The 23579-nt window shown below is 39.5% G+C and carries 23 protein-coding genes and 1 other annotated feature; of the genes, 7 read left to right on the top strand and 16 right to left on the bottom strand.

Annotated features, from left to right (window positions below; genetic code table 11):
• Nucleotides 1-5: 5 nt before the first annotated feature.
• The 4 genes from thiI to ezrA all read right to left on the bottom strand — a co-directional run bounded on the left by thiI (nt 6) and on the right by ezrA (nt 4515).
• On the bottom strand, nt 6-1211 hold the full coding sequence (gene thiI / locus IEV27_RS00245; protein WP_188375460.1) for a tRNA uracil 4-sulfurtransferase ThiI: 1206 nt from the start codon (nt 1209-1211) through the stop codon (nt 6-8).
• The gene (locus IEV27_RS00240) at nt 1211-2353 is read right to left on the bottom strand and encodes a cysteine desulfurase family protein (protein WP_188375459.1); all 1143 of its coding nucleotides are present in this window, start codon (nt 2351-2353) and stop codon (nt 1211-1213) included. The genes thiI and IEV27_RS00240 overlap by 1 nt, the downstream gene beginning before the upstream one ends.
• 121 nt (nt 2354-2474) lie before the next feature.
• A complete protein-coding gene (locus tag IEV27_RS00235; RefSeq protein ID WP_188375458.1) occupies nt 2475-2813 on the bottom strand; it encodes a hypothetical protein in 339 nt (112 codons plus the stop codon).
• A gap of 10 nt (nt 2814-2823) precedes the next feature.
• Nucleotides 2824-4515, bottom strand: a complete 1692-nt coding sequence (gene ezrA, locus IEV27_RS00230) for a septation ring formation regulator EzrA (RefSeq protein ID WP_188375457.1) — start codon at nt 4513-4515, stop codon at nt 2824-2826.
• A gap of 160 nt (nt 4516-4675) precedes the next feature.
• Between ezrA and hisJ the strand changes: the two genes are divergently transcribed.
• Nucleotides 4676-5479 (top strand): histidinol-phosphatase HisJ, encoded by an 804-nt coding sequence (gene hisJ / locus IEV27_RS00225; RefSeq protein ID WP_188375456.1) that lies wholly within the window; start codon nt 4676-4678, stop codon nt 5477-5479.
• On the opposite strand, the gene refZ is transcribed toward hisJ, so the two are convergent.
• Nucleotides 5466-6071 carry a forespore capture DNA-binding protein RefZ gene (gene refZ / locus IEV27_RS00220; protein WP_188375455.1) on the bottom strand — a complete coding sequence of 202 codons (606 nt, stop codon included), beginning with the start codon at nt 6069-6071 and terminating at the stop codon, nt 5466-5468. The genes hisJ and refZ overlap by 14 nt on opposite strands.
• 120 nt (nt 6072-6191) lie before the next feature.
• Here refZ and msrC point away from each other — a divergent pair, with 120 nt between their 5' ends.
• Both msrC and rpsD read left to right on the top strand, forming a co-directional pair.
• The gene (msrC, locus tag IEV27_RS00215) at nt 6192-6671 is read left to right on the top strand and encodes a free L-methionine (R)-S-oxide reductase MsrC (RefSeq protein ID WP_188375454.1); all 480 of its coding nucleotides are present in this window, start codon (nt 6192-6194) and stop codon (nt 6669-6671) included.
• 256 nt (nt 6672-6927) lie between these two features.
• Nucleotides 6928-7530, top strand: coding sequence for a 30S ribosomal protein S4 (gene rpsD / locus IEV27_RS00210; protein WP_188375453.1), 603 nt, complete (start codon nt 6928-6930; stop codon nt 7528-7530).
• A 90-nt stretch (nt 7531-7620) separates the two neighbouring features.
• On the opposite strand, the gene IEV27_RS00205 is transcribed toward rpsD, so the two are convergent.
• On the bottom strand, nt 7621-7773 hold the full coding sequence (locus IEV27_RS00205; RefSeq protein WP_188375452.1) for a hypothetical protein: 153 nt from the start codon (nt 7771-7773) through the stop codon (nt 7621-7623).
• Nucleotides 7774-7936: 163 nt separating this feature from the next.
• A complete protein-coding gene (gene tyrS / locus IEV27_RS00200; protein WP_188375451.1) occupies nt 7937-9208 on the bottom strand; it encodes a tyrosine--tRNA ligase in 1272 nt (423 codons plus the stop codon).
• 52 nt (nt 9209-9260) lie between these two features.
• Nucleotides 9261-9470: a binding site (T-box leader), on the bottom strand.
• 120 nt (nt 9471-9590) lie between these two features.
• Between tyrS and IEV27_RS00195 the strand changes: the two genes are divergently transcribed.
• The 4 genes from IEV27_RS00195 (at nt 9591) to IEV27_RS00180 (ending at nt 15436) form a co-directional block, all read left to right on the top strand.
• Nucleotides 9591-12830 (top strand): transglycosylase domain-containing protein, encoded by a 3240-nt coding sequence (locus IEV27_RS00195; protein ID WP_188375450.1) that lies wholly within the window; start codon nt 9591-9593, stop codon nt 12828-12830.
• A gap of 133 nt (nt 12831-12963) precedes the next feature.
• Nucleotides 12964-13614 (top strand): GNAT family N-acetyltransferase, encoded by a 651-nt coding sequence (locus IEV27_RS00190; RefSeq protein ID WP_188375449.1) that lies wholly within the window; start codon nt 12964-12966, stop codon nt 13612-13614.
• A 2-nt stretch (nt 13615-13616) separates the two neighbouring features.
• On the top strand, nt 13617-14264 hold the full coding sequence (locus IEV27_RS00185; protein ID WP_188375448.1) for an acetoin utilization AcuB family protein: 648 nt from the start codon (nt 13617-13619) through the stop codon (nt 14262-14264).
• Nucleotides 14261-15436 (top strand): acetoin utilization protein AcuC, encoded by a 1176-nt coding sequence (locus IEV27_RS00180; protein ID WP_188376769.1) that lies wholly within the window; start codon nt 14261-14263, stop codon nt 15434-15436. Before IEV27_RS00185 ends, IEV27_RS00180 begins: the two co-directional genes overlap by 4 nt.
• Before the next feature lie 42 nt (nt 15437-15478).
• Here the strand turns inward: IEV27_RS00180 and motS are convergent, their stop codons facing one another.
• From motS to IEV27_RS00135, 9 genes are all read right to left on the bottom strand, one after another.
• Entirely contained in the window at nt 15479-16270 is a 792-nt protein-coding gene (gene motS, locus IEV27_RS00175) for a flagellar motor protein MotS (RefSeq protein ID WP_188375447.1), read from the bottom strand.
• The gene (gene motP, locus IEV27_RS00170) at nt 16260-17087 is read right to left on the bottom strand and encodes a flagellar motor protein MotP (protein WP_188375446.1); all 828 of its coding nucleotides are present in this window, start codon (nt 17085-17087) and stop codon (nt 16260-16262) included. The genes motS and motP overlap by 11 nt, the downstream gene beginning before the upstream one ends.
• A 49-nt stretch (nt 17088-17136) precedes the next feature.
• Entirely contained in the window at nt 17137-18138 is a 1002-nt protein-coding gene (gene ccpA / locus IEV27_RS00165) for a catabolite control protein A (RefSeq protein ID WP_188375445.1), read from the bottom strand.
• A gap of 179 nt (nt 18139-18317) precedes the next feature.
• Nucleotides 18318-19379 carry a bifunctional 3-deoxy-7-phosphoheptulonate synthase/chorismate mutase gene (locus IEV27_RS00160; protein WP_188375444.1) on the bottom strand — a complete coding sequence of 354 codons (1062 nt, stop codon included), beginning with the start codon at nt 19377-19379 and terminating at the stop codon, nt 18318-18320.
• A 130-nt stretch (nt 19380-19509) separates the two neighbouring features.
• Complete coding sequence (gene ytxJ / locus IEV27_RS00155; RefSeq protein ID WP_188375443.1) at nt 19510-19836, bottom strand: bacillithiol system redox-active protein YtxJ; 327 nt, start codon at nt 19834-19836, stop codon at nt 19510-19512.
• 63 nt (nt 19837-19899) lie between these two features.
• A complete protein-coding gene (locus IEV27_RS00150; RefSeq protein ID WP_188375442.1) occupies nt 19900-20334 on the bottom strand; it encodes a YtxH domain-containing protein in 435 nt (144 codons plus the stop codon).
• Complete coding sequence (locus tag IEV27_RS00145) at nt 20331-20768, bottom strand: DUF948 domain-containing protein (RefSeq protein ID WP_188376768.1); 438 nt, start codon at nt 20766-20768, stop codon at nt 20331-20333. The genes IEV27_RS00150 and IEV27_RS00145 overlap by 4 nt, the downstream gene beginning before the upstream one ends.
• 170 nt (nt 20769-20938) lie before the next feature.
• Nucleotides 20939-22231 (bottom strand): UDP-N-acetylmuramate--L-alanine ligase, encoded by a 1293-nt coding sequence (murC, locus tag IEV27_RS00140; RefSeq protein ID WP_188375441.1) that lies wholly within the window; start codon nt 22229-22231, stop codon nt 20939-20941.
• Nucleotides 22232-22443: 212 nt separating this feature from the next.
• Nucleotides 22444-23559 (bottom strand): nicotinate phosphoribosyltransferase, encoded by a 1116-nt coding sequence (locus IEV27_RS00135; RefSeq protein ID WP_188375440.1) that lies wholly within the window; start codon nt 23557-23559, stop codon nt 22444-22446.
• Between the last annotated feature and the right edge of the window lie 20 nt (nt 23560-23579).

Below are 23579 nucleotides of genomic sequence, written 5' to 3'. Positions count from 1 at the left end.
AAAGTCTAAAGCAAGTCTTCAAACTCCTTCTCTGCTTTTTCATCGGCTCTTACTTCTACCATCTTCGTCTCACGTACAGCCTCTATAATTTCCTCATCAAAGTCTACGTTAGACTCATAGTACCTTGCGTTTTCTCTAGTCGGCTTAGTTTTTGGCGCTTTCGGAACGAAAATAGTACAACAATCTTCGTATGGCAAAGTAGAAATAGAATAAGTGTTAATACGCTTAGAAATACTAATAATATCCAGCTTATCCATAGCTACAAGAGGACGAATCACTGGGTAATTGGTTACTTCATTAATTGCATTCATACTCTCCATGGTTTGACTTGCCACTTGTCCCAGGCTTTCTCCTGTCGTCATAGATAAGATATTTCTTTCTGCTGCTATTTTCTCGCTTACTCTCATCATCATTCGGCGCATTACTGTCATACTGTAGCCTTCAGGAATTTCGTTATGGATTTTTTGCTGAAGTGCTGTGAAAGGAACAATATGAACATTTATTCGGTGTCCGTATTTGGCAAGTTCAGCGGCTAGATCTAAGACCTTTTGTTTCGCCCGATCGCTCGTAAAAGGAGGAGAATGAAAGTGGATCGCTTCTAATTGTACTCCTCTTTTCATCATTAAATATCCAGCTACAGGACTGTCTATTCCTCCAGATAACATCAACAATGATTGACCTGAAGTTCCAATAGGTAATCCGCCGGCTCCAGGATAATCCTGAGCTGTAATGTAAGCAGCATCATTTCTTACTTCTATTTTTATTTCTACATCTGGATGATGCACATCCACGGTCACACTCTCTGTATTAGCAAGAATATGACCTCCTACCTTGTAGTTCAAGTCTTGAGAACCAATAGAAAAAGTTTTGTCCGCTCTTCGACAGGAGACTTTAAACGTTTTAGCTTCAGGGGCATCATTAAAAGCATAAAGGGCAGCGTCTTTAATAGCCTGCTCTTCTTTTTCTACTTTAATTGCGAAAGATAAAGTATGAATGCCAAACACTTGCTGACACTCCTGCATCACTTTATGAGGGTCTTCCCCATTTAACAACACATACATCCGGTCCCTTTGTTTTCTCACTCGCGTGTGCGTAAATTGCTGACTTAATTTCTTTATAAGGTGATCTTGGAGCTTCCGTTCAAAATATTTGCGATTTTTGCCTTTGATCGCCATTTCTCCATAGCGAATTAATATAGAATCAAACTTCATCATTTTTCTCCTTTACCTTTTAGATAATGTACCGTTTGTTTGAAAGATGTCATAAATGGTTCTACCTCTGAACGATCGTTCTGATAGGAGAGACTGATTCTAAGAGCGGATGTTGTAACATCCTCAGCTAAATGACAAGCTTGCAATACGGAACTGACATCGGGTTGTTTTGAAGAACAGGCAGATTTAGTAGAAATGAAGATCTCTTTTTCAGCTAACGCATGGACCATGACCTCAGGTTTAACACCCGGAACTGAAATATTCAAAATGTGAGGCGCCCCTTCTTGAGGAGAGTTAATAACGACGTCATTCATTTGATCCAACTGAGAGATTAATTCTTCTCGAATCCCTTTAAGCTCATTCACGTGATCTCTTTCTTTTTCTGCAATTAAACGCATAGCTTTTCCAAAAGCAACCATTCCAGCTGCATTTTCTGTTCCGGAACGTCGATTATTTTCATGACCCCCGCCATGAAAAAGAGGAAATAACTTTATACCACCTCTTACAAACAATACCCCTGTACCGTTTAAACCATGTATTTTATGACCAGAAACAGTTAATAAGTCAATAGGAATTTGCTTTAAAGATAAAGGCACCTTTCCTACACCTTGCACGTGATCCACGTGTAAGTACAGCTTAGGGTAACGCTTTGCCATTTTCGCAATTTCCTCGATAGGTTGAATAGTGCCTAGTTCATTGTTAACAGACATCGTGCTAATAAGGATGGTATCTTCCCGTATTTCCTTCTCTATAGCTTCCGGGTCTACATATCCGTAACGATCTACATTGACGTAAGTAACCTCAAAACCTAACCGCTCCAACCCTTTAAAAGCTTCGATGACTGAAGGATGCTCAATTTGAGACGTAATCATATGTTTTCCTCTACCTTGATGCTCGAGGGCAATCCCTTTTATGGCTAGGTTGTTCCCTTCCGTACCGCCAGAGGTAAAGATAACTTCATTCGGCTGCACCTTTAATTGTTCCGCAATCTTTTTTCTTGTATGCTCCAAAAGACGCTCAGCTTCCGCTCCTAAATAATGAGGAGAAGAAGGATTAGCAAAATATTGATGAGCTACTTTTTGAAACACATCAATCACTTCTGGAAAAGGGCGAGTGGTCGCACTGTTATCAAAATATATCATATAAGGTAACTCCTTTAATCATTCCATAGCAGTCCATTATCTTACCACATATTGTAGGGAGGCGTCCATTTCTACAACAAGAGCTAGTATCCCCTAAAGAATACTAGCTCAATTTTCTTTACTATTCTTTTACTAAACTAGACCTATCTATTTCTAAAGCATTTAAGATCGTATCAATACTAACTTTCCCGTCCATCCTCATATCCGTAACCCAATCTTCCGTTAGCATGTGCTGACCTATGATGGTCTTCACTTCTTTGTCTTCTTTAAACTTGTCTTCTTCAAGCAAAGCAACACGATGAACGTTTAGATCTCTTCGGTCAATAAAAGACGGAGTGTACGCTTCACTAAGGTTGCTGCTTTTACTGATTTCATTACCGGTTGTAACGTAAATAATGATCGTCGTGGTCCATATTACGATGGCTGCTCCTGCTAAAATTGAAATAATGGATTTTTTCATTTGATTCACCTTAGACAGGTACTTCTTCTTTATTTTCAATTTTACTTAGTGCGCCAGGATCTACTTCTTCTATAGCCGAAGAAGCTCGCTCTAATGCCTCTTCATAACGGTAGGCACGAAAGTCGTTTTCTGCTTCCATCAATCGTGCAGCAATTAAGGGATACTGACTGCGATAACGATTTCCGTATTGGATGACACGCTCAGCTAAATTCGCCTGATATAACAATTTTTTTGCTTGTTCATTTACTTCTTCCGTTTGAGACACAGCAACATCAAGCTTTTCGTGCACTTCGTTCATGTCTAACGGCTGTTTTTCCAAGCTCTCAAATACATCCTCTATATGCTGGCTGGCTTGCTGCATACCTTCAAAGAATAAAGTTGGAATTCCCGGCAAGTTACTTCTTCGTAGACGCCGATCTGTATCATTAATAATTTGTTCCATTTCAGCAAGCTTTGCTTTTGCTTCGATCTCATCACTGCGCAACGTTTGAATTCTTTCACTAAACAGCTGGTGGTTTTCTTTAAGATCTTCCAGCTCACTCATCATCGCATCTAAGTCACTTCTAAGTTCTGTGTACGACGTATTATTATCATTTAACTTCTTATCGAAGCTTAAGTATTTCTTTTTCAGGTGCGTCATTTTTTGTACAATATTGTGATGAACTTCTTGGTCTTCGTTTTCCATCTGATAAGTCATATGCAAATCATCTAACTCATTATTGGTAGATTGCATTACTTCTTCTAAATCTTCCAAAAGCCCTTTTAAAGAAGGGTGCTGCTGATCTACATAGCTGTGAGCCAGAGCTTCTTTTTCTAGAGATTGATACATTTCTTGTATACGTGGCTCTAACTCATCGATCAATTGTTGTACGTCCTCTTGATCTCCTTTTTCCAGTCTTTCCACATTATGCTTTAATTGCTCTTTATAATTTTCAATCTGTGGCTGGTAACCTAGATGCTGGATCCTATATCCGTCCTCTTCCATTTCTTTCAAACCGCTAAGAAGTTCATCAAGTTGCTCTGGAAGCTCTTTGTGAGTTTTCTTATAGCGTTCAGGAAAATGACCGACCTCTTCTTTTACTATTTCTAACTTCTCCCGGATGGTCCTTACAAGTTCACTAGCTTCTAAGTAATTACCTTGTTCAACAAGTTCTTCATACTCTTTTAAGTTCACTTCTAGGTTTTTCATCCGTTCCTCGAATATAGTAGCAGCTTTTCCATATTGATGGCGGCTATGTAAGAGTGTTCTTCTAAGCTCTTTTAATTCAGGTTCAATTGCTTCTATTTCCATGCGGCTGCTTTTTTCAGAATCTAAAAGCACTTCAAGCTCTTTAAGCATATTCGCTATGTCTTCTTCAATCCGCTGTAATTTTTGTTCTGTATCGTTTAAGACCTTTTTTACTTTTGTAAGACGGTATCGATCCGCTGCTTCTTCAGCATCAAAAAGATCTTCTTCTAAGTCAGGCAATTCTTTTGTAAGAATTTGATCCCAACGGTCCCGCCAAGATTCAAACCTTTCTTGTGTCTCACCTGAGAGATTGAGAGCCTTCACTCTCGACAATTCATCCGAGACATTCCGATGCATAATATCCATCTTCCAGCCTTCGAGTCTATCGACTTCATCGTACACTTTTTTACGCCAAATTAAGCCAACGATAATTAGAGCAATTAGTATTAAAATGCCCCCAATAACGTATCTCATAGACAGCCTCCTTACAAAATCAACAATGGTCAAAATTCTCTCGTCCAAAATTAAATTTAGTTGTCTATTATGATACCATGAGAGAGACCTATTTGGCTAAAATATTTCAAATAAATTATTAGATTGACATTAAATTCAAGTAAGAAAGGAGAATAGCGTCATGAACGATGGTCATATTCATACTCCCTATTGCCCACATGGGTCTGAACAACCTTTAGAAGCTTACGTTAAAAGGGCGATCACATTAGGGTATTCATCCATGACATTTACAGAGCATGCACCACTGCCTCCATCATTTATAGATCCAGTACCAAATCAAGACAGTGCGATGCGCTTAAATGATGTGGAGGACTATATCCAAACGATCCATCATCTAAAAAAAGCTTATGAATCCGACATCGATATTCGGTTAGGGTTTGAAATCGATTATATAAAAGGATACGAGGATGAAATACGATCTTTTCTAAATGAGTATGGGCCTTATATAGATGACAGTATACTTTCTGTGCATTTCTTAAAAGCAGGCGGACAATGGTATTGCATTGACTATAACCCTGAGATGTTTAAGGAAGCTGTCGATGCTTCCGGTTCTATAGAAGAGCTTTACCATCTCTATTACCAAACAATGGAGCAATCTGTGCTGGCGGATCTAGGCACATACAAACCAAACCGAATCGGTCATATGACACTGATTAAAAAGTTCCAACTCTTATATGACCCGCCTGAAAATTGGCATCAATTAGCTTCCCTATTTTTAGACACCGTTAAGAAGCAAGGGATGAGTCTCGATTATAATGGAGCGGGGGCAAAAAAATCTTATTGCCTTGAATCTTACCCACCCTTATCTATCGCAACCCTTGCTTCTTCAAAGAATATACTTTTAGTGTATGGATCAGACGCTCATCATCCAGATCAATTAAAACAAGGTTTTTCTGAATTAAACCAGAGCCTTATAGTGAAGTAACAGGTTTCAATTTAACAGACTCTTGTTTTTTCATTAACTCCGCATACGTTTGAATAAAATGATGAACCGATTCTTCCGATAAATATAACCCTTCAAATTCTTGAGGCATCATATGAGGAACATTTAATAAACCTTTAAATTGTAATAGTCCTAATTTCTCTCGATACGAAAGCTCAAATTTTGTATGCTTACCAAAAAGAATTTGAGCTAGTAAATGGTTCTCTTTCGCCAAATACGTCACAAGCATTTCTTTGGCAAAGGTGGTATTTAAAGATAACTCCCTATAAACCAAACAAGAAAGTTGATAATGAACCTGTTTATAATGTAGAATTCCTTTAATTAACTGTTGTAAATCTGTTTCAGACTCACCTTCTACTTCATGTTCAAGCATTTCTAAGTAGGGCTCAAAGTATTGAATAGCTAGAGATTCAAACAGACCTTGCTTACTTTTAAAGTAATAATGAATTAAAGAAACATTAACTTTCGCCTTCTTGGCAATATCTCTGACAGAAGTACCGTTAAACCCATTGCTATAAAACAAACTACAAGAAACATCCAACACCCTTTGCCTTGTATTCATTTCACGGTTCATAATTGGATTCCTCCCTATATGGAGGATTCGTTGTATTTCGCTCGATACCTTTAAAAATCGTTCACCAATTCCCGACAATACAGCAAAGATCTTGTCGAAAAATTAGAGGAGGACTTTATTATGTTTCAAGCAGCACAGTATAAAGGAACAAAAGAAGAGCAATATCAATTATTAATTAAACAGCTCGATGCTTTACTAGATGGAGAACCTGACGAAATTGCGAACTTATCCAACGCCTCTGCATTACTGAACCAATTTTTGGAGGATGTTAATTGGGTTGGCTTTTATATTTGGAAACAGGATGAGTTAGTGCTCGGTCCTTTTCAAGGACTCCCAGCGTGTGTAAGAATCCCGTCTGGTAAAGGTGTCTGTGGAACGGCCATAGCTGAAGGTAAAACGCAGCGAATCGAAGATGTCAATGCTTTTCCAGGACACATTGCTTGTGATGCGGCAAGCCAATCTGAAATTGTCGTTCCTTTGTTTAAAAATAACGAAATTTATGGTGTATTAGATATTGATAGTCCTTCAGTAGGACGATTTGATGAAGTGGATGAATCTTCTCTCATTCAATTTGCAAGAACCTTAGAAAAGCATTTGTAATGCGAGCAGCCTGCCTGCTCGTTTTTTTCATTTCCTCTTGACTTTAACTGAAAGAATCTTATATAATAGCCTTTGTGTAAAATAAATGGCAGCCTATGTGGAACCGGCGACTGTTTTCATTTTATTCCTCTTTCGTGAGGTGCATCGTGTAACTCTCTGCTGCTGGAGCGATGGTGCATGAAAATAAAATGTGCAGCGTTATCAGGAACACACTGTTTTTATTTTATGCAAAATAAAATAAAAGGAGGAAATACCTATGGCACGTTATACAGGATCTACCTGGAAAAAATCACGTCGTTATGGCATTTCTTTAAGCGGAACTGGTAAGGAGCTTGACAAGCGCCCTTACGCTCCTGGACAACATGGTCCAAACCAACGTAAAAAACTATCTGAATTCGGACTTCAGCTTCAAGAGAAGCAGAAGCTTCGTTTTATGTATGGATTGACTGAACGTCAATTCCGTCGCCTTTTCGAAGAAGCAGGTAACATGAAAGGGATTCACGGTGAGAACTTCATGATCCTTCTTGAATCTCGTCTGGATAACCTAGTTTACCGTTTAGGTCTGGCTCGTACGCGCCCACAAGCTCGTCAGCTAGTAAACCACGGTCACGTAACTGTAGATGGCGGTCGCGTAGACATTCCATCTTACCGTGTGAAGCCTGGTCAGGTTATTGGTCTTCGCGAGAAGTCTCAAAGCTTAGACATCGTTCAGGAAGCAGTTGAAGTGAACAACTTCGTACCTGAATACCTTACTTTTGACGATGAAAAGCGTGAAGGTTCTTACTCTCGTTACCCTGAGCGTTCTGAACTTCCAGCTGAAATCAACGAAGCTCTTATCGTTGAATTCTACTCTCGTTAATAAAAAAATGATAGTAAACCCCTCAAAGGTTCTTTACCTTCGAGGGGTTTTTTTCATGAGATCAAACAGCAGTATACTCTGATTCCATGTTTACTGTGAGTTTTGTTGGAAACCGCCAGCCATTTTAGCCGCATTCTGTACTACACTAGTCAGCTGATTGGATTGACCTGTCATCATACTGTATGTCGCTGCACCAATTCCTACAGACGCTACAAGCGGCAACCATTGAATATTATTTTTCATTTGAATATCCTCCTCACACTTTTTTGCCGGAGCCTTTATATTGTCACACGTATCTAAGGAAATATAATTGTTAATCGTTGCCATGCTGTGATTGACCCTTTTCCACTTAAAGACATAAAAAAAGACCGAGTGTGATGGTCACATTCGGTCTTTCACTTTCCACTTATGAGGAGTAGCGTACAAGGAAATACTTCTTCTTACCTCGACGAATAATGGTAAAGCGATCCTCTATTCGATCTTCTTTTGTAATGGTATGGTTTAAATCCTGGTTTCTCTCACCATTGATATAAACTGCTCCATTCTTAATATCTTCACGAGCCTGGCGCTTAGAAGAGGATATACCAGCCTCGACCAGCAGTTCAATAAGGGCAGCATCCTTTGTGTCAGTGTCAAAAGCAGGAACATCTTTAAACCCTTGTTCAATCTCTGCTCCCGTTAGTTGTTTAATGTCTCCACTAAATAAGGCGGCTGAAATTTTTTCAGCTTGTGTTAATGCTTCTTCATCATGAACGAGCTTAGTCATTTCTTCCGCTAAACGTTTCTGTGCTACTCTCTTCTCAGGCTGATTTTCTACTTCTTTCTCTAGTTCAGCTATCTCTTCATGACTTAAGAATGTAAAGTAATTAAGGAACTTAATTACATCACGGTCATCCGCATTAATCCAAAATTGGTAAAATTCATAAGGTGAGGTTTTATCTCGGTCCAGCCAAATCGCGCCTCCTGCTGTTTTCCCGAATTTAGACCCGTCCGCTTTTGTAATTAAAGGCATAGTTAGCCCGTAAGCTTCTACCTCTTTTTCTCCAGCTGCAGCGCGACGAATAAGTTCTAAACCAGCCGTGATATTCCCCCACTGATCGCTTCCTCCAATTTGAAGCGTGCAATCCTCCTTCTCATTTAACTTTTGAAAATCCAGCGACTGAAGAATCATGTAACTAAATTCAGTGAAGCTAATTCCGCTTTCAATGCGTGACTCAACTGAATCTTTAGCCAGCATGTAATTAACTCCAAAGTGTTTTCCCGTATCTCGGAGAAAATCAATAATCGTCATTTCAGAAAGCCATTCGTAATTGTTACGAGCAACTGCTGCATTTTCACCTTGATCAAAGTTTAGAATTTTTGCCAATTGGCCTTTTAGCTTTTCACTGTAGTGATGAACGACTTCGGCAGAATTAAGCTGACGTTCCGTTGAACGACCGCTAGGGTCACCGATCATTCCCGTTCCTCCACCAACAAGGGCAATGGGGCGATGTCCAGCCTGTTGAAACCTTTTCAGCAATAATACTGGTAATAAGTGACCAATATGCAAGCTATCCCCTGTTGGATCAAATCCACAGTAAAGAGTGACTTGATTCTCTGATAAATGTTTTCTCAAACCTTCTTCATCTGTTATTTGATTGACTAACCCTCTTTTTTCTAAATCCTGTAAAATATCCATTTTCCTAAGCACTCCTTCATCACTTTTTTCATACAAAAAAGACCTCTCCCTAGAAAGGGACGAGGTCTTGTCGCGGTACCACCCTGATTGCATAGATAAACCTATGCCACTCTACTTGATAACGGTATAACACCGTCTTCTGATTCACACCAGAAGATTGCTCCAGACCGTAATTCAATAACTAATGTGTGCCAACTCTCACCAGCCGTCAGCTCTCTATAACAGGGAATAGTTATCTACTGCAATCATTCATCGCTCCATCTTAAACTGTATTTTATTATTAGCACAATCCTTTTTAAAAAGCAACAGATTTTTATATCGAACCATGTCCGTAAGCCATGGGGTATGTTATAATATAGTGTGGAATTTAGGAGGTTTTGCAATGACAAACAACCCAAAAAATGATCGAAATAAAGTGGATTGGAAGTCACTATGGCAAAGTGGCAAAATCCAAAAGAACAGTAGAATCGGATATGAAGTAGCCTGGAATGTGATCTTATTCTTTATCATTATAGGTATTATAGGTTTATTTTTTGCCGGAGGCGTTGGAGCAGGATATTTTGCTTCTCTAGTCAAAGATGAACCAACAAGAAGCCAGGCTGACATGGCTGAAGAAATTTACAACTACGAAGAAACCTCTGAAGTGTATTTCGCCAATGAAGAGCTGCTCGGTGATGTGCAAACAGACCTTTACCGAGATGAAGTAGCACTTAGTGATGTTAGTGATAATTTAACTAATGCAGTGATTGCTACTGAAGACGAATATTTTAATACACATGATGGGGTAGTCCCTAAAGCCGTGCTTCGCGCGATCGTACAAGAAGCAACTAACTCTTCGGTTAAAACCGGAGGGAGTACACTTACCCAGCAAATTGTCAAAAATCAAATCTTAACAAATGAAGTATCTTTTGAGCGTAAAGCAAAGGAAATACTTATAGCTATGCGAGTTGAAAAGTTTTTTGAAAAAGACGATATTTTGGAAGCCTATTTAAATATCGTGCCGTTTGGTCGAAATTCGAATGGAGATAACATAGCAGGTGCTCAAACAGCAGCTGAAGGAATATTTGGAGTAACTCCCGAGGAGCTAACCATACCTCAAGCTGCTTTTATTGCAGGCCTCCCTCAAAACCCTTTTAGCTATACTCCGTTTCTAAACAATGGCGATGTTAAATCGGAAGAAGAACTTCAAGCTGGTTTGAATCGTATGGAAGATGTATTAAGTCGTATGCATGATGCAGACTACATCTCGGATGAAGAATATGAAGAAGCCCTTGAGTTTGACTTAGTTGAAAGTTTAGCAGAACCAACTAGTAAATCAAGAGATGAATATCCTTATTTAACCGATGAGATTCATAAGCGGGCAAAAGATATTATGATTGAGCAGCTCGCCAAGGAAAATGGAGACTCTTTAGAAGACCTAGAAGAAGATGAAGAATTAGCAGATGAGTACAGCACTTTAGCTGAACGCCAGTTAAGTTCAGGCGGGTACAAAATTCACACAACTGTAGACAAAGAAGTTTATGACGTCATGCAAGAAGTTAAAGATAATTACAATAATTATGGAGCCGACCGAACGGTCTCGGTTCAAAATGAAGAAGGCGAACTCGTCGATACTCAAATTCCCGTACAAGTAGGTAGCACACTTATTGAAAACTCCACAGGGAAAATTATCGGTTTTATTGGAGGACGTGACTTTGATCAACAAGAGTTAAATCATGCTACTCAAGCAAAACGTTCTCCCGGTAGTACAATGAAACCATTAGTAGGTTATGGTCCTGGCATTGATATGGGAGAGATACACCCCGGCTCTGTTTTTGCTAATGTGCCTTATGAATACCCTGGTGGTGGGGATGTTAATAACTACGGGGGTGGTTATGGAGGCTTTACATCGGCTCGCCAAGCATTAACCGAATCCTCTAACGTCCCAGCTGTTCAAGCTTATATGCAAATTATTGATGAGAATCCTGCCGAGAATTATTTAGATAAAATGGGGATTACATCGCTAAACAATGACCAGTACACCAATCCATCGTTAGTTTTAGGTTCAGCAGAAATTACGGTTGAAGAAAACACCAATGCTTATGCAACTTTTGGTAACGATGGTAAGTTCGTTGATGCTTATATAATTGAAAAAATAGAAACAAAAGAAGGCGACACCTTTTACGAACATGAGACGGAAGAAGAGGAAGTTTTTAGTCCTCAATCAACCTATTTGACGCTTGATATGATGCGGGATGTACTGGACTCCGGTACGGCCTCCTCTGTTCCAGGACGCCTGTCTAATCCTGGTGTAGACTGGGCAGGTAAGACTGGTACATCGCAAAACTATAAAGATGCGTGGTTTGTTGCCACGAATCCTAACGTTACCATGAGTTCATGGATGGGGTATGACTTCCAAGAACAATTAAGCCGTGATGGGTATAGCAGAAGAAATACAGATTTGTGGGCTCAAATCGTAAATGCAGTATCAGAAGTAAGGCCTGACCTTATGATTCCTGAGGGAGATTTCGAACAACCCGATGGAATTGTTACACGTTCGTATTGTGAAACTTCCGGGCTGTTAGCTACTGATTTATGTGAATCAGTAGGGCTGTCTAAGAGTGATATGTATATTTCTGACTTTGCTCCTTCTGAAGAAGATGACAGCTTAATGGATGGAGACTTTGTTGAGATAAAAGGAGATATTTATCCTGCAGGTGATAATACACCAAGTGAATTTATTATTGATGAAGGTGGCGGAGTAGTTATAAAGCCTGATTTCCTTGAAGAAAATGACTACGATAATTCTGAAACTCTAGACCATTTAATACCAGATTCAGATGCTTGGGACAATGTAGCTCTCCCTTCTGGTGAAGGTTCGAATGCATCGAGTGATGAAGTAGAGAATGATGGAGAAAGCCCAGCTGCTCCTGGCTCAGTATCAGCTAATTCTTCCACCATTAGTTGGTCTGAATCTTCAAGTGATGATGTTGTTGGTTATCGAGTATATCGTGCCTCCTCACCAAATGGATCGTTCTCACGAATTGGAAGTACGAGAGGTACAAGCTATGACTTTTCTGGTGACGATGGGATCTACGCCGTCCGCGCTGTAGATTATTTCGGAGAATCATCCAGTCTCTCCTCCACCACTGAAGTTGGTAATCCAGGGGAGTCAGAGCAAAATAATTCTGACCGTGATAATTCAGATGAAAACAGTACTAGCGGAGACGATTCCAGCAGTAATGAGTCCAGTAGTGGTGACTCTGGCGGTGATGACTCCGGTGGTGATGATTCCGGCGGTGATGACTCCGGCGGTGATGACTCCGGCGGTAATGACTCCGGTGGTGATGATTCCGGTGGTAATGACTCCGGCGGTGATGACTCCGGTGGTGATGACTCCGGTGGTGATGACTCCGGTGGTAATGATTCCGGTGGTAATGATTCCGGTGGTGATGACTCCGGCGGTGATGATTCCGGCGCTGATGATTCCGGCGCTGATGATTCCGGTGGTGATGATTCCGGTGGTGATAATTCCGGCGGTGATAATTCCGGCGGTGATGATTCCGGCGCTGATGATTCCGACGGTGATGATTCCGACGGTGATGATTCCGACGGTGATAATTCCGAAGCCACTGAAGATTGATAATTTAGAACATGATTAAACTCCAGCCCTACTTAGGCTGGAGTTTTCTATTGTTAGATAATTTAAAATTGTTCGTATTCATGTATAATGGAAACTATATGAAGCTCTCATCTTCCAAATAGGTGGTGACACTATGGAACATAAAAAAACATTTAACGAACGAACATTTGAAACAGATTATGGCTTAATGACTATTCAAGGTCCTTTATCAGCTGCACAACTATCTGAGTATTCTTTTCATGAAGATCTAAATGCTTTTCGCCCGCCAGCTAAACAATTTGAAGCTTTAAAAAGTATTGCAGAATTTGAAGAAGGCAGAATTATAGTAGCTACTCACGAACAGATGATCGTAGGGTATGTTACCTACCTCCACCCTGATCCTATGGAAAGGTGGTCAGAAGGTAATATGGATAATTTAATCGAGCTGGGTGCGATTGAAGTGGTCCCCCAATTCCGTGGTTTTCGTGTAGGTTCAAGGATTTTGGAATTATCCATGTTGGACCCTTTCATGGAAAATTACATTATCATTTCTACGGAATACTATTGGCACTGGGATTTAAAAGGAACAAAACTAAGTATTTGGGATTATCGACGCGTAATGGAAAAAATGATGGGTGCAGGCGGCCTAACCCCTTCCCCAACCGATGATCCAGAAATCATTTCTCACCCTGCCAATTGCTTAATGGTGCGTATAGGTGAAAATGTCCCTCAGTCATCCATTGAGCAGTTTGACGAACTTAGATTTTTAACAAGAAATCAATACCGTAAAGTGAAGGGGGAATAAGCATGCTAGTAGAAGAAGTGATGAAAACAGAAGTGATTACATTAACTCCTTCAGAATCCATTGAAACGGCTTTAAAATTATTAAACGAGCATCATATTCGGCACATCCCTATAGTTGATCATAACCACTGTGTCATTGGTATCGTTTCGGACCGAGATGTAAGGGATGCAAGCCCTTCAATATTAGATGAGGTCTCTGAAGGCGGTCAATTAAAAAAACCAATTGAAACGATTATGACTAGTCCTGTTATAACTGTACATCCACTTGATTTTGTTGAAGAAGTAACGTCTATCTTTTATGAACATGAAATAGCATGTGTTCCTGTAACTAAAAATGAAGAGCTCGTCGGCATCATAACTGAAAAAGATATGCTGCATACTTTAATTCAGCTCACTGGCACTCATGTGCAAAGCTCTCAAATTGAGATTAAAGTCCTCAATAAACCTGGTATGCTTCCTCAAGTAATGCAAGTGTTTGGAAAGCGTAAAGTAAATATCAGCTCTGTTCTCATCTACCCTTATAAGCCAGACGCTCAATATAAGATTATCGTCATTCGCATTCAGACCATGAACCCTTTACCTACCATCGAAGATCTTAAAGAGGCAGGATATGAAGTACTATGGCCAAAAATGCCGGGGATGACCACATGACTTGTTCTTCTAAATTTGTGTTCGCAGATGACTTCATGAACTATAAGTTTCGTGATGATCATCCGTTTAACCAACTAAGAGTGACGATGACGAAAGATTTGCTTGAGAAAGAGAAGGTTTTGAGTAAAGAACATTTATTAGAGCCGAGAATAGCTACAGAGGAAGAGCTTAAACTTTTTCACAGTTCGAAATATGTAGATGCTGTAAAAAGAGCCAGCCACGATGGATTAACGGAAGATGAAGGATTAGAGTATGGGATAGGTACAGAAGATACCCCTATGTTTAAAGGAATGCACGAAGCTTCTTCTTTGTTAGTAGGAAGTACACTTAGTGCCATTGATTCGGTTATTAAAGGTCATTCAGACCACGCCTTAAATTTAGGCGGAGGATTGCATCATGGCTTTGAACGAAAAGCCTCTGGATTTTGCATCTATAATGATGGGGCTGTAGGGATTAAGTATATTCGAGAACATACAGACTACAAAGTTCTTTACGTTGATACAGATGCTCACCATGGAGATGGGGTTCAGTGGGCATTTTACGATGACCCTAACGTATGTACCTTTTCCATTCATGAAACAGGTCGATATTTATTTCCAGGCACAGGTAACGTAAATGAAAGAGGTCTTAAAAAAGGGTATGGTTATTCTTTCAATTTACCTATTGATGCCTTCACAGAAGATGAATCTTTTTTAGAATTGTATGAATACGCTTTCAGAGAAATTGTCGAATACTTCCAACCAGATATTATCATTACCCAAAACGGTGCTGATGCCCATTACTTGGATCCGTTAACTCATCTGTGTTCCACGATGAAAATATATGAGCAAATTCCAACTATTGCTCACGAATTAGCCCATGAGTTTTGCGAAGGCAGATGGGTAGCATTAGGCGGCGGGGGCTACGACATCTGGCGAGTAGTGCCTCGAGCATGGGCGCAAGTTTGGAAAGTCATGTCTACAGGCAGGCCGTTCTCCGGGAAATTGCCTGCTGACTGGATAACAGAATGGCAGAAGCAATCCCCCGTAGATTTGCCTGAAGCTTGGCAAGATCCTGATCAACCTTATAAAGAGATCCCTAGAAAGCAAGAGATCACTGAAAAAAATAAAAAGATCCTGCAAAGTTGTATGCAATTTATTCATAATCAAAAGAAATATGATTCTTCAAGTTAATATAACAAAAGAGACTCCCAATTAAGGAGTCTCTTTTGTTATTTATGAAGAATAATCAGGATCTAAAATCACGATTTCTACTCGTCGGTTTTTTCTATAATTCTCTTCGTTGTCATTAGAAGCAACAGGACGAGTATCAGCATAAGCAGCAGCTGAAATTCTTTCTCCGTTTAATTGATCAGTATTTGTAGTTAAAAACCGAATAACACTCCCCGCCCGAGCTCCTGATAATTCCCAGTTGGAAGGATACTGAATCGTAGAGATTGGCCGATTATCAGTATGTCCTTCTACTTTCACATGGTTAGGTATATTTTCTAACAGTTGTCCTACTTTTGTTAAGAATGGCTCGCCTGACGATAGAATATCCGCCTCTCCAGTTTCAAATAAGAGTTGCTCCTGCAAAACTAAAACAACACCTCGATCTGTTCGAGTAGCGGAAATAATATCCTGTAAATCATTGCTCTCAAGAAATTCATCCACTTCTTCAACGAGTTCATCTAAGTCAGAGTTTACCGGTTCTTCCTTGTCAGCCTCTTCTTCTTTTTCTCCATCTGCAGCTTTAACAGGTTCGTCAAACTCGTTACTTTCTTCTCCGTTTTCTTGAATCTTTGCTTGCTGAGTTGGATTTTCATTTTCAATTGGTGAAGGGTAGAAATCAAATATCATCTGATTTCTGAACGATTCGGCTACTGCATCAAATTTCACTAAATTAATTTGAGACATGGAAAAAAGCAAGATAAAAAATACAAGAATCAGCGTAATCATGTCCGCATAAGTAGTCATCCATTTAGGCGATCCCTTCGAACTGTGCCGGTGTCTCCTTTTAAGCTTCATTGGCGGCTTCCTTTACTTGTTCCTCTTCATCTTCAAACTTCTCAGGAACTAGTCTATCCTCTTCGGATAAAAAAGCACTCAGCTTCTCTTCTAAGATCTTTGGATTCTGGCCGGATTGCACACCAATTACTCCTTCAATAATAACTTGCTTAGCAAAAATCTCTTCATCCGTTTTGTTCGCTAGTTTGCCCGCCATTGGAAGAAATACCAAGTTAGCAAGCAGAGTTCCATATAGAGTTGTAAGAAGAGCCACAGCCATTTTAGGACCTAGTGTTTCTGGGTCTGTTAAAGATTGCAGCATAAGAACGAGACCGATGAGCGTACCTATCATTCCCCACGCAGGTGCAAACTCTCCTGCCTTCTCAATAATCGTACGTCCTTTATAGTGACGTTCTTCTAAAGCAGTAATTTCTGCATGTAAAATGTCATTAATGACTTCTGGTTCTATCCCATCCACCGCTAACAGAATACCTTTTTTTATATAAGGATCCTCCACTTCATCAAGCTCAGCTTCAAGAGCTAGTAAACCTTCCCGTCGAGCCCTCTCAGATAAACGTACAAACAATTGGATTAATTCCCTGATATTCATATCACTTTTTTTAAAAGCTTCTTTAACCACTCTAAACGTTAGTTTAATTTCACTTACATTAAAGTTTACTAAAAGTGCTGCTACCAACCCGCCTAGTACAATCACTATGGACGATACTTGAATGAAAGAAGCAATTCCATCTAATCCGGCATTGGTTAATATCCCGAACATCACCATAATAAATCCAAGGGTAATCCCTATTGGAGTTAAGAAATCTCTTTTACTCATTCAACTCTCTCCCCGATTCATAAATACCATTACAGTATTTATATCGGCACTATTTGTTTCGAGTTGAGTTCCTTTCAATAATTCGGTGCGGTAATGTTACATTTTGTTCTTCTACTTCTTCTTTATTCATAAACTTCGTTAACAACCTCATCGCTACGGCACCAATATCGTACATAGGCTGAACAACTGTAGATAAAGTTGGACGAACCATTGTAGCTAAACGGGTGTTATCAAAACCAAATACTTCAATGTCCTCAGGAACGTTTAATCCGTTATCCTGAGCCCCGTGGATTACCCCTAGTGCCATTTCATCAGAAGCTACAAAAATGGCTTGCGGCTTATCTTCTAAGCTCCAAAGCTGGTCGAAGGCTTCCAATCCGGAATCGTAAGAATAGTCTCCTGTGGTAATAAGCGCTTCTTCTACATCAATTCCTTGATCACGTAATGCCTTTTTATATCCTTCAAGCTTTTGAGTGTTTATTTCTGTATTTTCAGGTCCAGATACAAAGCCTACCCGTTTATGCCCGTGGGAAAGCAGAAGTTCTGTCGTTTCATAAGCTGCATGCTCATAATTAATATTAACGGAAGGTGTTTCTCCAGACTCATCAATCGTGGCTGCTAACGCAACAGGCACTGATGCATTTTTAAATTCCCGGGTGTGATCATCAGTAATTTTACCACCCATAAATACAAGACCATCTACTTGTTTACCAAGCATAGCATTAATAAGGTGCAATTCTTTTTCTTTGTTTTGGTCAGAGTTGCTTAAAATAATATTATAGTTATACATCGTGGCAATATCTTCAATGCCTCTTGCTAATTCCGCAAAAAAGATGCTGGAAATATCGGGAATGATGACACCAACCGTTGTTGTTTTTTTACTAGCTAGCCCTCTAGCAACCGCATTTGGACGGTACCCTAAACGTTCAATAGCTTCGTGGACTTTTTTTCGTGTGGCTGGCTTTACGTTAGGGTTTCCATTAACGACTCGGGAAACCGTTGCCATTGATACATTTGCTTCTCTTGCTACATCATATATTGTTACATTCATACTTCTTCCTCCTTCGTCAATCGATTGACGACATGTTAATAAAATAATCATACGATAGTTGTACTCGTTCCGCAATATTCGAGTAAATCTTCTTATATATGAATACCTTCCCTATTATAACGGATTTTCATGCAACAAAAAAATAAGTCAGGCTATTTCACTAGCCTGACTTGATTCATTTATTGTTTTTTCAGCTCTGCCATGAAGTTTTCGAAGGTTGGGATATCCATCTGTTGAGCTGAATCTGAAAGAGCTACTGCTGGGTCTGGGTGTACTTCAGCCATTACTCCATCTGCCCCTACAGCTAGTGCTGCTTTTGCTGTTGGAAGAAGCAGGTCTCTTCGTCCAGTAGAATGAGTAACGTCTACAAGGACAGGGAGGTGGGTTTCTTGTTTCAGAATCGGTACTGCAGAAATATCTAACGTATTTCTCGTCGCTTTTTCATAAGTTCGAATACCGCGTTCACATAAGATAATGTTTTCATTTCCGCGTGAAATAATATATTCAGCAGCGTTTATAAATTCAGAAATTGTTGCAGAAAGTCCGCGTTTTAGAAGCACAGGCTTATTAACAGATCCGGCTGCTTTCAATAGCTCGAAGTTCTGCATGTTACGTGCTCCGATTTGAATCACGTCTAGGTAATCGACTGCTTTCTCAATATCTGCAGGATTTACAATCTCACTTACAACGGCTAAGTCATGCTCATCAGCTGCTTCTTTTAGGATCTTCAGTCCTTCTAAACCTAACCCTTGGAAATCATACGGAGAAGTACGTGGTTTAAACGCTCCTCCACGAAGCAATTTAATTCCTTGTTTTTTAACAGCTTCAGCTACTTGTGATACTTGTTCATAACTTTCAACTGCACACGGCCCCATAACAAAGTGGGGATTGCCGTCACCAATTCGGTCGCCCTTAATATCAACAATTGTATCTTCAGGCTTCTTCTTACGAGAAACAAGAAGTGCTTTTCTATGATCATCCTCTTGCAATTCAAGACCAGCCTTAAAAATCTCCTTAAATAAATGAGTGATCGTGGAGTCTTCAAATGGGCCATCATTTTTCTCAGTAATTTGATCAAACATCACGCGTTCACGGACAGGGTCAAAGCGATTCATGCCTTGTTTCTCCTTGATTTGACCAATATCCTTTACCAGTTCACCGCGTTTATTGATTAAATTCAAAAGCTGCAAATTGACCTCTTCAAGCTGACCGCGCAGCTCGTCTAATTGTTGGTTACTCATATTGAATCCTCCTAAAATTTTGTTGTGCTAATTATTATAATAATTTCATAGATAATTAGGGACAATTATAGCTAATATTAGAGCCGTTGTCACCCTTTATAGAAATATTCGCTAAAATTTATTTTGATTTTTATAACTCCTTCACCACATTCTGCAAAGCTTTCTCCGTAATGTTGTGATGACTTGCGTGCCATACAGCTTTCTTCTGCTTAAAACAAAGAGCCTGGGGGGACTCATGACGCACTTTATATTTCGTTTGAATTAAATTACTTAGTTGTCTTGCTTCCTGTACATGCAATAGGTAACAGGGGGTCTCTGATTTCTCACTAAACCTTTCGTACTCTCTTTTTGCATTTGAACTTATTGGACACGTTAAGCTGTGTTTTAGTACAAAAAATGTCGTTTGTTCTTGAATCAATTCTTCCCATTCACGTTCACTGCTTATTAATTTAATCATTCTTCAGCCTCCAATTTTATGTATTATAAAAACAGAGGCGAAAGCTCGCCTCTGTTTTTATTTTTAGATATTAGATGACGTCGTTGAGCTTTGCTGCTTTTCAAGCTCTTGTGCAGCTTCTTCAATGGCTTCTGCGACTTCCTGTGCAGCCTTTTCTGCTTCTTCATCTTCACTGGACTTACTGCCTTTAACTTTGTCTTGAATGCTCTTAGTTGAATCTTTTACTTTAGCTCCAAACTCCTGAGACTTCTCAGAAACATTTTTTGTGAGTTGAGAAGATGATTCTACAGCACGGTCTTTCCATTCACCCGCACGTGCTTTCAATTCGTTTGAACTCTCATTGATATTTCCTCTTAATTCTTTACCTGATTTCGGTGCCATTAGAAGAGCAACTACTGCTCCTACAACCCCACCGATAAGTGAACCGAATACAAAGTCTCTTCCTGCTGTGTTGTTTTTCTCTTCAGCTTTGTTAACTTGATTGTTTTCTGTAGTCATTGTACATTACCTCCTGTTTGATTTAAGTCATCTTTCTTTGCTTTCTTCCATAAATTAATGGCAACTTGACCCCACTTTATTGCTTGAGCAGCAGAGTCTGTGTGGTCCTGTGCAGAATGGCTTAAACCTCGAGATATGGAACGTATCGATTGATTAAACTCCTGTACTGAATCTCCTATCCCTTTTACCCCGTCCACGAGAGTATTTAACTTTTGGGACTTCTCCCCGACATCTTCAGCTAGTTTATTTGTTTTATTTAGTAAAGCTGTCGTTTCTAAGGTCATTCCCTCCATCTGTTTCTCAACCCCCTCGAGGGTATCAGCAACGTTGTTCATAGTCCGGCGAACAGCTGTCAGCGTTCTTGCTAGAAAGATTACTAGCACACTAAACGCAACGGCTGCTATAAGTGCCGAGATGTACAAGATGATAACCATATCCAAGGTACACTCCTCCACATATGTATTTACCACATTAGTATTTACCCAAAACAGCAAATTATAAACTATTTTGGTTAAATTTTATATTCGCCATATGTTTTAGAAATCCTTTATTTTTATTAAATTAAATGGAAAAGCGTGTAAATAAGTTTACACGCCTTTCATCATTAATTTACTTGCTCATACGCATGCTGGAATTTTTGGATATCTCCCGCTCCCATGAAAAGGAGCACTCCATCGTTATGTTCTGCCAGGTGCGCCGTCTCAGAAACATCTAAAATTTGCGCTTCAGGGATTAACTCCTGCAAATTTTCAATGGTTAATTTACCGCTATTTTCACGGGCAGAACCAAATATATCACATAAATAAACAGCATCAGCTAATTTAAGGCTTTCTGCGAATTCTTTTAAAAACGTCTTCGTACGAGTAAATGTATGTGGCTGAAATATAGCTACCACTTCTCGTCCTGGATATTTTTTGCGTGCTGAATCAATCGTAGCTGTGATTTCTATCGGATGATGGGCGTAGTCATCAACAAGAATTTGATCGTTCCAATTCTTTTCTGTAAAACGTCTCTTTACACCGTTAAACGTAGCAAGCTTACGAATTTGCTCCACATTCATTTCCTCGTAGTGACAGATTGCAATAACACTTAATGCATTGAGCACAGTGTGGGTGCCATATTGAGGAATAGTAAACGTTGCATAGAACGTATTCCTAACAAACACATCGAATGTGGTTCCATTTTCATCTTCTTGAATGTTTTGTGCTTGAAAGTCATTCGTATCTGCTAAACCGTAGTAAAGAACAGGTACGTTCGCTTGGATATGCTGCAAGTGATCATCGTCTCCACAGGCGATAATTCCTTTTTTCACTTGTTTAGCCATCTGTTGAAAGGCTTGGAATACATCCTCAATGCTTGTAAAATAATCTGGATGATCAAAATCAATATTCGTCATTATGGCGTAATCAGGATAATACTCTAGGAAGTGTCTGCGATATTCACAAGCCTCAAAGACAAAATATTGACTATCTTCATTTCCTCTACCTGTACCATCACCAATTAAGTAAGATGTTGGGTAATTTTCTTTTAACACATGAGAAAGCAGTCCAGTAGTCGAAGTTTTCCCGTGAGCCCCAGTTACAGCTATGCTTGTATATTTGTTTAACCATTCTCCAAGAAACTCATGGTAACGATAATAAGGAAGACCTAATTCCTTTGCTTTAGTAATCTCCTCATGATCATCCTTAAAAGCATTTCCTGCGATCACGGTTAACCCGTCTTTTATATTTTCTTTAGAAAAAGGCATTACGGGAATGTTTTTTTCTTCTAGAACTTCTTGTGTGAAAAAGTATTTATCTATATCTGAACCTTGAACTGTTTCTCCAGAATCATGAAGGATTTGTGCCAAGGCACTCATCCCAGTTCCTTTAATACCAACGAAATGGTAAGTCGTCATAAACCAGAACCTCCAAAATAAAGTGGAACACTTTAAGTATTATATGTAACTTTCCTTTGCATGCGATTGAGTACTCGTACATATTCTTAGTAATTTAAGTTAATCAATACCCTATTTTAACACGTTACCCCTTTTATAAAAAGCGCAAAACGACATGAAGCTTACTCCCTTTAAAGATTCCAAAAAAGAGCAAGCTTCTAATGATATAGTCTTTAGTTTTCATCAAGGAAAGGAACTTTCTCCAAGCGAGGATTCGGTTTATACCGCCGTCCTTCTTTAGCTTCATGATCACCGTTCATAATAACGTTATCACCAGTAAATCCTATTCCAATTTTAAGAAGACTGCCGCCAACACCGTACATGTCTACGGGTACTTTCATTTCCTCAAATGCCCGAATTCGATCTTCCGTAAACCCTCCACTCACAATAATCTTTACGTGTTGAAAACCTTCGTCATCTAGCGCCCTTCGTAAAGCAAATACTAGTTCAGGGTTTACACCACGAGGATCGAAGGTTCCCATTAAGTGTTGATTTCTGAGAAAATACTTATCAACAAGATTGCGGGAAGTATCTATTCGTACCCCTTTTAATTCACTTCTAAATTCTCTAGCGACTTTCAATGAATCGGTAATAACGTCATTGTTATAGTCTACTAATGCCATTAATTCATCTTCAGGAAACTGCTGTTTATAAGCTTTTGTTGCGGCTACTACATCTCCTTTAAACATCTGAATTAAAGCGTGAGGCATTGTTCCCATACCTTTTTTACCCCACCATTCATTCATAGCATGCGTCGCCTGAGCTGTAGAACCTCCTATAAAAGCAGAGTAACCGTCTCCTGCCTGCTGGGTAAAATGATCATCGCGATCTCCCATAAATATAATAGGCTTTTGTTTACCTGAAGTTCTGCCGGCTTTTACGACATCATAAACGTTTGTTGCGACTGAAGTCCTTCTCGCTAGAATCCCATCTATAATCCCCTCTAAATACCCAAAGTATTGATAAGGTCCCGTAATGGTTAGCACGGTTTCATAAGGTTCAATTCGATCTCCATCTTTTAATGAATGGATCTCTAACTTTTCCGGGTGATCAGAGAAAGTGTGAATGAGAGCAATGGCTTCATCCGTTCCACAAAGGACTGCGTGGTCTTTTTGAAAAAATTGCATAGTTACGACGTTGTCATTCAAATGATGTTCAACGATTTCTTTTGTTTTTAAAAAATAAACGGCTGAAAACCATCCTTCAGCCACTCGTTCATCGAACTTAAAGGTTTGATTAGTTAAACGTGAAATTTCACCATTTAGCTTTCTTGCAATTTCTTTTTCCATGACGTAACTCCTTAAACAAT

This window comes from Halobacillus andaensis, assembly GCF_014636475.1.
In the GTDB taxonomy this organism is placed as follows: Bacteria; Bacillota; Bacilli; order Bacillales; family Halobacillaceae; genus Halobacillus_A; species Halobacillus_A andaensis.
Note: the sequence above shows the minus strand (reverse complement) of the source record. Positions and strands in the feature narration are given on the sequence as shown.

What these genes read in the sequence shown, in the direction of transcription:
- thiI (WP_188375460.1), bottom strand. Translation starts at nt 1,211, where the DNA reads ATGAAGTTTGATTCTATATTAATTCGCTATGGAGAAATGGCGATCAAA.
- IEV27_RS00240 (WP_188375459.1), bottom strand. Translation starts at nt 2,353, where the DNA reads ATGATATATTTTGATAACAGTGCGACCACTCGCCCTTTTCCAGAAGTG.
- IEV27_RS00235 (WP_188375458.1), bottom strand. Translation starts at nt 2,813, where the DNA reads ATGAAAAAATCCATTATTTCAATTTTAGCAGGAGCAGCCATCGTAATA.
- ezrA (WP_188375457.1), bottom strand. Translation starts at nt 4,515, where the DNA reads ATGAGATACGTTATTGGGGGCATTTTAATACTAATTGCTCTAATTATC.
- hisJ (WP_188375456.1), top strand. Translation starts at nt 4,676, where the DNA reads ATGAACGATGGTCATATTCATACTCCCTATTGCCCACATGGGTCTGAA.
- refZ (WP_188375455.1), bottom strand. Translation starts at nt 6,071, where the DNA reads ATGAACCGTGAAATGAATACAAGGCAAAGGGTGTTGGATGTTTCTTGT.
- msrC (WP_188375454.1), top strand. Translation starts at nt 6,192, where the DNA reads ATGTTTCAAGCAGCACAGTATAAAGGAACAAAAGAAGAGCAATATCAA.
- rpsD (WP_188375453.1), top strand. Translation starts at nt 6,928, where the DNA reads ATGGCACGTTATACAGGATCTACCTGGAAAAAATCACGTCGTTATGGC.
- IEV27_RS00205 (WP_188375452.1), bottom strand. Translation starts at nt 7,773, where the DNA reads ATGAAAAATAATATTCAATGGTTGCCGCTTGTAGCGTCTGTAGGAATT.
- tyrS (WP_188375451.1), bottom strand. Translation starts at nt 9,208, where the DNA reads ATGGATATTTTACAGGATTTAGAAAAAAGAGGGTTAGTCAATCAAATA.
- IEV27_RS00195 (WP_188375450.1), top strand. Translation starts at nt 9,591, where the DNA reads ATGACAAACAACCCAAAAAATGATCGAAATAAAGTGGATTGGAAGTCA.
- IEV27_RS00190 (WP_188375449.1), top strand. Translation starts at nt 12,964, where the DNA reads ATGGAACATAAAAAAACATTTAACGAACGAACATTTGAAACAGATTAT.
- IEV27_RS00185 (WP_188375448.1), top strand. Translation starts at nt 13,617, where the DNA reads ATGCTAGTAGAAGAAGTGATGAAAACAGAAGTGATTACATTAACTCCT.
- IEV27_RS00180 (WP_188376769.1), top strand. Translation starts at nt 14,261, where the DNA reads ATGACTTGTTCTTCTAAATTTGTGTTCGCAGATGACTTCATGAACTAT.
- motS (WP_188375447.1), bottom strand. Translation starts at nt 16,270, where the DNA reads ATGAAGCTTAAAAGGAGACACCGGCACAGTTCGAAGGGATCGCCTAAA.
- motP (WP_188375446.1), bottom strand. Translation starts at nt 17,087, where the DNA reads ATGAGTAAAAGAGATTTCTTAACTCCAATAGGGATTACCCTTGGATTT.
- ccpA (WP_188375445.1), bottom strand. Translation starts at nt 18,138, where the DNA reads ATGAATGTAACAATATATGATGTAGCAAGAGAAGCAAATGTATCAATG.
- IEV27_RS00160 (WP_188375444.1), bottom strand. Translation starts at nt 19,379, where the DNA reads ATGAGTAACCAACAATTAGACGAGCTGCGCGGTCAGCTTGAAGAGGTC.
- ytxJ (WP_188375443.1), bottom strand. Translation starts at nt 19,836, where the DNA reads ATGATTAAATTAATAAGCAGTGAACGTGAATGGGAAGAATTGATTCAA.
- IEV27_RS00150 (WP_188375442.1), bottom strand. Translation starts at nt 20,334, where the DNA reads ATGACTACAGAAAACAATCAAGTTAACAAAGCTGAAGAGAAAAACAAC.
- IEV27_RS00145 (WP_188376768.1), bottom strand. Translation starts at nt 20,768, where the DNA reads ATGGTTATCATCTTGTACATCTCGGCACTTATAGCAGCCGTTGCGTTT.
- murC (WP_188375441.1), bottom strand. Translation starts at nt 22,231, where the DNA reads ATGACGACTTACCATTTCGTTGGTATTAAAGGAACTGGGATGAGTGCC.
- IEV27_RS00135 (WP_188375440.1), bottom strand. Translation starts at nt 23,559, where the DNA reads ATGGAAAAAGAAATTGCAAGAAAGCTAAATGGTGAAATTTCACGTTTA.